This is a genomic window from Candidatus Zixiibacteriota bacterium, from assembly GCA_020853795.1.
Lineage (GTDB): Bacteria > Zixibacteria > MSB-5A5 > CAIYYT01 > CAIYYT01 > JADJGC01.
In genome coordinates, this window is sequence record JADYYF010000034.1 from 1 (window position 1) to 8,676 (window position 8,676).

Annotated in this window: 8 protein-coding genes; 3 read left to right on the forward strand and 5 right to left on the reverse strand. The window is 58.1% G+C overall.

What is annotated here, in order from left to right:
• Positions 1-520: hypothetical protein (locus IT585_02140; GenBank protein ID MCC6962030.1), on the reverse strand; the 520-nt coding region annotated here is incomplete at its 3' end.
• A 113-nt stretch (positions 521-633) separates the two neighbouring features.
• On the opposite strand from IT585_02140, the gene IT585_02145 reads away from it, so the two are divergent.
• The gene (locus IT585_02145; protein MCC6962031.1) at positions 634-1,182 is read left to right on the forward strand and encodes a GNAT family N-acetyltransferase; all 549 of its coding nucleotides are present in this window, start codon (positions 634-636) and stop codon (positions 1,180-1,182) included.
• Between the two features lie 790 nt (positions 1,183-1,972).
• On the opposite strand, the gene IT585_02150 is transcribed toward IT585_02145, so the two are convergent.
• Positions 1,973-2,428, reverse strand: a complete 456-nt coding sequence (locus IT585_02150) for an META domain-containing protein (protein ID MCC6962032.1) — start codon at positions 2,426-2,428, stop codon at positions 1,973-1,975.
• Positions 2,429-2,530: 102 nt separating this feature from the next.
• Here IT585_02150 and IT585_02155 point away from each other — a divergent pair, with 102 nt between their 5' ends.
• Complete coding sequence (locus IT585_02155; GenBank protein ID MCC6962033.1) at positions 2,531-2,965, forward strand: OsmC family protein; 435 nt, start codon at positions 2,531-2,533, stop codon at positions 2,963-2,965.
• A gap of 802 nt (positions 2,966-3,767) precedes the next feature.
• Here IT585_02155 and IT585_02160 read toward each other — a convergent pair.
• The 3 genes from IT585_02160 to IT585_02170 form a co-directional block, all read right to left on the reverse strand.
• Complete coding sequence (locus tag IT585_02160) at positions 3,768-4,151, reverse strand: ankyrin repeat domain-containing protein (GenBank protein MCC6962034.1); 384 nt, start codon at positions 4,149-4,151, stop codon at positions 3,768-3,770.
• A gap of 266 nt (positions 4,152-4,417) precedes the next feature.
• The gene (locus tag IT585_02165; GenBank protein ID MCC6962035.1) at positions 4,418-5,458 is read right to left on the reverse strand and encodes a hypothetical protein; all 1,041 of its coding nucleotides are present in this window, start codon (positions 5,456-5,458) and stop codon (positions 4,418-4,420) included.
• Between the two features lie 171 nt (positions 5,459-5,629).
• Positions 5,630-7,138: a hypothetical protein gene (locus tag IT585_02170; protein MCC6962036.1), complete on the reverse strand. Its 1,509-nt coding sequence runs from the start codon at positions 7,136-7,138 to the stop codon at positions 5,630-5,632.
• A 211-nt stretch (positions 7,139-7,349) separates the two neighbouring features.
• On the opposite strand from IT585_02170, the gene IT585_02175 reads away from it, so the two are divergent.
• The gene (locus IT585_02175; GenBank protein ID MCC6962037.1) at positions 7,350-7,928 is read left to right on the forward strand and encodes a YdeI/OmpD-associated family protein; all 579 of its coding nucleotides are present in this window, start codon (positions 7,350-7,352) and stop codon (positions 7,926-7,928) included.
• The last annotated feature ends 748 nt before the right edge of the window (positions 7,929-8,676 follow it).

Sequence of the window (8,676 nt, forward strand, 5' to 3'; positions counted from 1 at the left end):
ACACGTAGGCGACGAAAGTGGTGTTCTCGAAGTTGTAATTCTGCACCGACAACAAACCAATTCCGAATCCGACGGCGCTGATCGCATAGCCAATCCAACTTTCGGAGTGCGGATGCGTGCACGACTTGATCAGCGTCGGTATGGCCGCCAGAATATCCGCCAGCAGCGCAAGCAGCAGCGCCAGATTCGGATTGTCGGTAATCGCCCAGAGGATGATTCCGATGACCGCCGCCGCCATCAGGTAGTAATCGCGCGGGTTGCTTTTCCAGTAGGCTTTCTTGTTGAAGTAGGACGCGGCGAAAATCAGCAACGGCAAAAACCCCGCTACAAACGATGTCCAGGAAATGCTCTCTACGCCTTGCGCGCGCTGCGCCACAAAGATGATCAGCGGGAAGATTCCCCACAGCAACCACGTAATGCGGTTGGGCTGGGCTTTGCCGACGACGGTGTCGTAGAGGTAATACAAGCCGCCGACCGAGCCGATGATCGCGCCGACAATCGCGAAGGATTCGGGAAGCATGGGTCAATCATGGCGACCCGGCGGGGAGTGTCAAGGACTTAACTGCGGCGGTCGTGGAATCGTCGGCGAACTCTTCCCTTGCGTACAATCGGCGAAAATCGCTTTCTTCATCCATGCAACCCATCAACCTGATTGGACCGCGCGTCATCGTACGCGACATGATCGCCGATGATATCCCGCTTTGGTACACCTGGTACTGGGAATCGAATCCGGAGATGACCACTTGTCGGCCGTTCACCAGGAAGCCAATCGAGCAGGTGGTCGAGCACGTCAAAGAACACTTCGAAAAGCGCGACGTCATTTTCCTGGCGGTGCGCCGGCGCAACGATGACGAATTCCTCGGCCGCCTGACGCTGTTCAATCTCAACGAGCGCAATCACTCGATCGAAGTCGGTTACATGATCGGCCCGCCGTATCGTCGACAGGGTTTCACGCGCGAGGCGCTGGCACTGATCCTGCCCTACCTCTTTGAGCAGGAGAATATCAACAAGGTCACCGCGCAGACCGGCGCCTTTAATCAGCCGTCGCTCGCGCTGCTGGAGCATTTCGGATTCCAGCTTGAAGGTCGCTTGCGCCAACATCACTGGTACAACGGCGTCCTCTATGATGACCTCCTCTACAGCCTGCTGGCCGCGGAATATGGCACCCGACCTGCAACCTGACATCTGGAGCAGATGCCCCACCCTTTGTGGCACTGCAGTTGAGTTGCTGGGTGGACCTCATGGGGAAGTCCTTGCTGACGGCGTGCAAGGACATTAGTTTAGACGCGGCAAGCCAATGAAAGCATCGTTGTTCATCGTAATGATCTGGTCCGCTTTTCTTCTGTTCTTCAGCTTGTTAATTGGCGGATATCTGAGATGGCTTCTCCCAAATGATTTCTATGGCTTCACTATACCCTTTGTCGCATGCGCTCTTGGATGCATAATTCTCTCAGCACGGGAATTGTTGTTGGATCAGCCGCGACGGCAAAGAGTACGAACGATTGTCACGATGCATGGTCTTCTAATCATTCCAGCCTTCATGGCCATAACGGTCTGGCCAAGATCGGACGATGGACCTGGATTGGGCTGGATCTTCTTTGTTCTCATAGGCTCGGGGGTGGCCACAGTAATCGCGTCGATCATAGGCATAGTTGCCTTGATTAGAAGGCTCAAGGCCGTGCGCAAAGTGAGTTCGTAGTTCCGAATCACATACTGCTGACGATCTACAGATCTTCACGAAAAAGACGTGTCTCCGGAAGTTGGTGCCTGGTCTGCGTGCCCCCATTACTCCACGACCATCATCACCGGCAGGCAAACCCGGCCCCTACGGTGTACAAGAGCATCCATCGGCAGCGGTGCGGTCAGGAAGGGATTCCTGACCGCGCGATGTATCCCGGCGCCGCCATTCCTGACCGCGCGGGAGCAGCGGGCGGGGACGAGCACCGCCCCGACGCTGTGATCCAGGGCCGGGCTATTTCCCCGCGAATTTGACGATGACATTGCCGGAGGCGTCGCAGAGTTCGAGGTCGCCATTGCGCAAATGGAAGGTGACGGCGGCCTCCAGCGCCGCGAGAAACTGCGTCTCGCGCTCCATCGCGCCCGCGCACGCCATCTTGGTCGTCGCCATGTGCGCAAAGACCAAAGTGTCGGCACTGTGCATGAAGATCCCCGATAGTTGATTGCAGCCCGTATTGCCGGTCAGGCTGGTGTCATCCGCGCCGAGCTTGATGAATATCGGCTGCGCGACATCGGGCACAATGACGGCGCCGGCCAGTTCGGTCAGAACCCAGGTCCTGTCGGTGATCGAAGCAGTCGCGGCGGTGGTCTGCGCGGGCGCCGACTGCGCGGGTTGCTCGGTGGTCTCGGATTTCTTCTGACAGCCCCACAGCGCCAGCAACAAAGCGGCGCAAAGAATGATCCGGCTCATGGCATTCCTCCTTGAACGAATTGCGGTGATCTCTGCCAATCGTCGCGAGTTTTGTGCCGTAATACAAGAGAATATGAAAGAATCCATTTTCAAGAAGAGGAGATTTTCGTGATTCGTAAAGCATCCGCCATCTGGAAGGGCGATCTCAAGAGCGGCAAAGGGACAGTCTCGACCGAGACACACGTGCTCAATAACACGCCGTATTCGTTCAGCTCGCGTTTCGAGTCGGGTACCGGTACCAATCCGGAGGAACTGATCGGCGCGGCGCACGCGGGATGTTTCTCGATGGCGTTCTCGGCCGGGCTCGCCAACAGCGGCTTTGTGCCCGACCAGGTCAGCACCACTGCCAATGTCCACTTCGAGAAAGTCGGCGACGGCTTCAAGATCACGCTGATCGATCTGGAGTGCGAAGCGCGTGTGCCGAAGATCGACGAGGCCAAGTTTCAGGAAATCGCCGCCGCCTCCAAGACCGGCTGTCCGATTTCGAAAGCGCTGGCCGCGACGGAGATCAAGTTGACGGCGAAGCTGCTGAAGTAGATCGTCGCAGCGACGGAGTTATGAACGGACGGCTTGAAGGGCTGTCCGTTTTTTGTTTAGTGGTGGCGAGATGAGGGGCTGGTTCTTCAGGTGTGGATACACAGGACGCGGCGAGGAAAGAATACAACCCCCTAAGCCCTCTTTGCTAACTCTGGCGGTGGAAAGTCGGAGATCGAGGGTGTGTGCCGACGCGGGAGGCGTGCGCCCTCACCCCCGGCCCCTCTCCCAGGAGGAGAGGGGAGATAGTGTCATTCCCGCGGAGGCGGGAATCCAGGTTGGCTGGAGTTGCTGAGAGCAAGCAGAAAAGCGGCAGGTCACAACCCCGCGCGAAAGAGTACCGAGGAGATCGCGACGACAGAGGCGCGCGGGATCAAGACCTGCCGCAGCGACGGGAGGAGTTTGCCGACTGAAGTCGGCACCACAGGGGGTGAGAGAGATTCGGGTGGACACTGCTTCGTCGCAGTGGAGGATGGAGGGAGTGCTAAGGTCACGTTCGCTCCTCGCAATGACCCATTGCGGGCGCATGGTGGAACAGTGGCAAATCTTATGCGAGCGGGCGACGAGGGATATAACACCCTGAGAGCTTTGCGAGGGAATTCACATCGGCGAATGGCGCAGGTCAGCGTCAGGATCGCAGGGATCCTGACCTACAAGCGGATGCACCGAGTGCAGCGTCAGGATCGCAGGGATCCTGACCTGCCAGCGGATACACCGAGTGCGGCGTCAGGATCGCAGGGATCCTGACCTACCAACGGATGCACCGAGCGTAGCGTCAGGATCGCGGGGATCCTGACCCACGAACCTACATGGCTCCCAACGATTCCAAGTACGCCAGTACTGGTTGTGCCGGCTCGCCGCCCTTGCGCGCATGATGAATCAGCGACAGGCCGTGCGGTCCCTTGCAGTTGATCAACGCCGGATAGGCCGTCAGAAAATTCTTCACGATTTCCAGATGCCCGAGCATCGCCGCCATGAACATCGTCGGCCGCGCGCCTTGCTCGAGCAGATAGAGTGCGATTTCGCGATTACCGACGTGCGAGGCGCCCTCGATCCCGCTTTCATAGTCGCCGCCGCCCCAGTCCCAAACGGAGTTGAGCAGTGCCGGCTGGAAGGCCAGAAGCTGCTTGACGGCATCCAGATTGCCATGAGCAACCGTAACGAACTCCTTGACCAGCGTGGCCTCGATTTGCGGCCCCTTGTCGACTTTCGGCTTCTTGGTTGTGGCAGTCGTATCCGCCGGGATGGTTTGCGCAAGCAATGCCCCCGAACCGCCGGCCAGAATGATTGCACCGCCGGCGGCCGTCGAGCGCAAGAGCGCCCGGCGCTGCCAGTCAAATTGGGGATCGAATGAGAAACGCATCACCACTTCTCCTAACATGGATCGATTAAGTTTAGTAAGAAGTTACGGATTTCCCGTCACAAAGTTCGCCGGATTTCCCTGCCGATGGACGATCACGGTCGTTGCAGGAGCGTGTACATGCCGAACAGATCGGTGGCGAGATTCATCTGCGTGTCCCAGCCCAAGGCTTTGGCCATAGTATGCGCGAATTCGGTGTCGTTGATATCGAACGCGAGCACCTTGAAACCGATCTTCTCGTAGAGCCCCCGGTCAAAGGGTGAGCGGCCATCCGACCACGGGATGTATTTCTCGGCATCGGGGGGCGTGTACTTCGGATGGAGATTGTAAATCATGAAGAAGCCGCCCGGCTTGAGCAAATCGTAGACGCGCTGGACAAAGGTGGAGTCATCAACGCCGAGATGCACCAGCATGCGCGGATCAACTTCTTTCTCGGGATGGATGTACCCGCGCTTGAGGGTGTTCTTGGAGATGAACAGATCGTAGCCGCCTCCGAGCGCGCGCGTCATTCCGGTGTCGGTTGGAAACGAGCCGAAGTACAGATTGACGCGGCCCGATGCGGACTTGCCGACGGGGGCAACCGCACCGGTGTCGCTGGGCGCGCTATAGAGGGCGCGCAGCAGCGGTTCGACCTCGATGCCATGAACTTCGGCACCGCAGGATGCGAGCGCGCGCAATTGACCGATCGAGCCGAAGCCAAATTCGCAGATGCGGCCGCCCTCGAGCGACTCAAGACCGGCCCGACCGACAAGATCGAGGGCGCGGGAAAAGGCGACCGGCGTGCCGTACATCGTGAAGTAGTAGAAGTCCTCGCCGAACTCGCGCCGCAGATAGCCGGAAGTGGTGTCGAGGCCCTGAGCCGTGAATTGCGCTTCGGTGAGCGCATCTCGCTTGGCACGATTGTAGTACACGACGCGCGGAGAAGCGATCGCGGGCAAGGTGCTGTAACCGACCAGCAGGTTCCTGGCGATGGCGCTCTTAACGAGTGGCTGCATGGCCGCGGCATCGTGCTGGATTTGTTCGGTTGGTGTGAGAGCTGTGTCGGTTTGCGCGGCGGCTACGCTGAAGCTGAGTGCCGCCAGAACCAGCGTCAGAATCGCGAGCTCGCGGCAGTGAACTTGAATCGGCGATTTCATCGGTAACTCCTTACACAAAATCATCGTTTCCTGATGTACGAACGGGGCGCGGCGAGGTTGCGCATGGGAAATAGAAGGTGTCACACTGCGTGGCGCAAGCGATTCGTTCCGGCGGCAGGCACTGCAAGTGGCCGGCCCCGTGATGTCGGGGCTGGCCGCAACATAATGCGGTTAAGGGCAGTTGCCGCAGGGCGCCGGGCCGCCGGCAAAGATGTAGTTCACCAGATACACTGCGTCGCTGATCGTGACGAGCGCGTCGCAATCAACATCGCCACCGCGCACGTCGAAAGGCGAGTGACCTTCAGCGAAGATGTAGCTAATGATGAGCACGGCATCGCTGATGCTGGTCTGACCATCGCCGTTGCCATCCCCGCAGGCGCCGGCACCAGCCGTCACGAAGATTTGGCACGGAATCTCGGAATCAAACCAGTCCGCGGTCACGACCGAGTTGAGTTGGCCGGGGCCAATATAGGTGAACCAGATTCCGGAGGGATGGCTGATGGTCGAGCGCGGCTCCATGACGATGCGAGTGTTTACGCCGTCAAAAACTACGTGATTTGCGAATGAATCTTCGGCGGGCACGAAGAAAGTTGGCGCGATCTCCCCGTCAAACACCAGCCGAGCACCGGCCAACGCCCCGGGAAAGTCGACGCGAACGTAGTTCGAAGTCGTGTTCTGAGTAAAGGCGGCAGTCGGAGTCAGCGGCCGGGGCTTGGGAAAAGGCACGGCGTCCCCGATCACAACGCGGTACAAGTAGACGAAATCCCTAAAGGTCAGTGTCGCGCCGTCGGCGTTAACATCACTGGCAGCGATTTGCGCCAAACGGAAGATCGGATCGGGATTGAGAGCCGCAAAGCCTTCGAGCAAGTAATTCAAATAGATGTTATAATCGGCGATCTCGTTGGCGATTCCGTTCAGATTCATATCACCGCGCTGATCGACAGTGTCGGAGCAAGCAAAATCAACGCCGCCGTGCCGAAAACTGAGCTGGCGGCCGGGAGTCGCTCCGGCGATCGGTCCGGCGAGACAGGAATCCGGGAGACCGTAAACTGAAGGCAGACTCGTGGGCGGCACCGACGTTGACCAGTAGTAATAATCCTTGGCGTCCTTGACAACATAGAGCGAATCGCCGGCCAACGACGAGACGGAATTGTCGGCACAGTCATTCCAGTAGAAGTTGACCGGGAAGAAGTAGCAATCGTAAGCCGTGTCGGACGCGGCGAGAAATTGCAGCCGAGCGAGGGTTCCTGACCTGCCGGCCAAGTATGATGACGGCTGGTCGCCGTTGCCGGGCAGATCGGCAATCGCGGTTAGGCGGACGCAAACCACTTCCGGAGCCAAGCCGTCGGTCTGATAACTGAAGTACTCCCAGGCACTGCTGTCGATCAGCGCCCCGGGTGCCGCTCCGACCAAAGTCAACAACTGCGTATCGTAATTGATCAGGAATTTGAATCCCGCGAAAGCGGGTCCCGCGCCGTAGCGATCGAGATTGATGTCGATCGTAGCCAACCCGCCTGGATGCAGGTTGCGCTGAACCGTCATGCTAATCAGCGTGTTGGTCTCCGGCGATTGTGCGATGACCGCGGAATTCAATCCGAAGAGCGGTAAGAGCATCGGCACCGCCAAACCAGCGACTGCGCCGCGAAATCGAAAGACAAAGGAACTGCAACGGTTAGACATTTTACCTCCTGTAGGATCTGGGTAAAGCGAGTCTAAAGCGTTAGCAAGAAGGAGTAGAGTGATTACCTGACTTCAAGAGTTTGCAGAAATGTGTTTGTCGATTCTGACGATCAAATGTTACGCAAAAACTCCAAGTTTGTCAAGTCGCAATCGCACTCGATGTGGCGGCGTTGCGCTTGTCAGAGGCGGCAGCGATAGGTATTTTTGGCGCATGGACGAGATCAAGTATTTCAAGACCCAAAGCGATTTCCGTAAGTGGCTGGCGAAGAATCATGCGAGCGTGGATGAACTTTGGGTCGGATTCCATAAGGTGGGCTCGGGTAAGCCGAGCATCACGTGGAAGCAGTCGGTCGATGAGGCGCTGTGTTTCGGGTGGATCGATGGGATCCGCAAGAGCATCGATGAGCATTGCTACAAGATTCGTTTTACGCCGCGGCGGCCGGGGAGCAATTGGAGCAAGGTCAATATTCAGCGCGTGCGGGAGTTGAAGCAGTGCGGCTTGATGCAGCCAGCGGGGCTGAAGGCCTTTAACGCGGGCCAGGCGAAGAAACGCGATTACTCGTACGAGAAGAAGGAACGCGTCGTCGATGCCGACGTCGTCAAGGCGATCAAGGCCGAGCCGATGGCATGGGCGTACTGGCAGGCACAACCGCCGTGGTATCAGCGCACGGCGAGTTTTTGGGTGATCAGCGCCAAGAAAGACGAGACACGGCAACGGCGACTGGCGCGGCTGATCGACGACTGCGTGCACGGGCGGCGCATCATGGAGGTGTTGCCGAAGGATCGCTGATTGCGGAAATGATCAAAGTCGGGGTGGTTTCGAAGTTCCTCCGTTGTTTGTGCTTGTTACATATGTTCTGCTCTCATAAAGATTGAGAGCGCCCAATCCGGATCAGGCATTACCGTGATGCGGTTTGAGAGCTGCCTCAAGCGCGCGGCCTCGGGAATCATCTCTTTGAGTCACGAAACCCGGGACTCGGTGACCGGCGGTTGCTTGGACGTCATCAACCGACGGCTTAGTGAACGAACATCGAGACGATCGGGGCGGCGCTGGCGACATCAGGGCCTCTACTAAGGGGTACGGTCTGATTTTTGGAGTGATGTTGTAGTGAAAGTCGCGTGTGTGTAGTGGGTGCGGATGTTGTGAATCAAGGGGTTAGGGATTTGTGGAGTCGGGGGATTGGGGTGGAGATTTTTTTCAAGGTGTTCATTGGGAAGGGGTTGCGCCCTCACCCCCGACCCCTCTCCCAGGAGGAGAGGGGAGTGAGCGTCATCTCCGCGGAGGCGGGAATCCAGGTTGGTCGTAGATTCTGAGATCAAGTGAAGAAGCGGCAGGTTACAATCCCGTGCGGGAGAGTACCGAGGAGACCGCGACGGCAGAGGAGCGCGGGATCAAGACCTGCCGCAACGGTGGGAGGAGTTTGCCGACTGAAGTCGGCACTACAGCGAGTGAGAGAGATCGGGGCGGAGATTGCTTCGTCGCGGTGAAGGATGGAAGGGGTGCTAAGGTCACGTTCGCTCCTCGCAATGACAAGTCA

Bases quoted from the DNA above. Each gene is read 5' to 3' on its own strand.
- IT585_02145 (MCC6962031.1), top strand. From the start codon at position 634: ATGCAACCCATCAACCTGATTGGACCGCGCGTCATCGTACGCGACATG.
- IT585_02150 (MCC6962032.1), bottom strand. From the start codon at position 2,428: ATGAGCCGGATCATTCTTTGCGCCGCTTTGTTGCTGGCGCTGTGGGGC.
- IT585_02165 (MCC6962035.1), bottom strand. From the start codon at position 5,458: ATGAAATCGCCGATTCAAGTTCACTGCCGCGAGCTCGCGATTCTGACG.
- IT585_02170 (MCC6962036.1), bottom strand. From the start codon at position 7,138: ATGTCTAACCGTTGCAGTTCCTTTGTCTTTCGATTTCGCGGCGCAGTC.
- IT585_02175 (MCC6962037.1), top strand. From the start codon at position 7,350: ATGGACGAGATCAAGTATTTCAAGACCCAAAGCGATTTCCGTAAGTGG.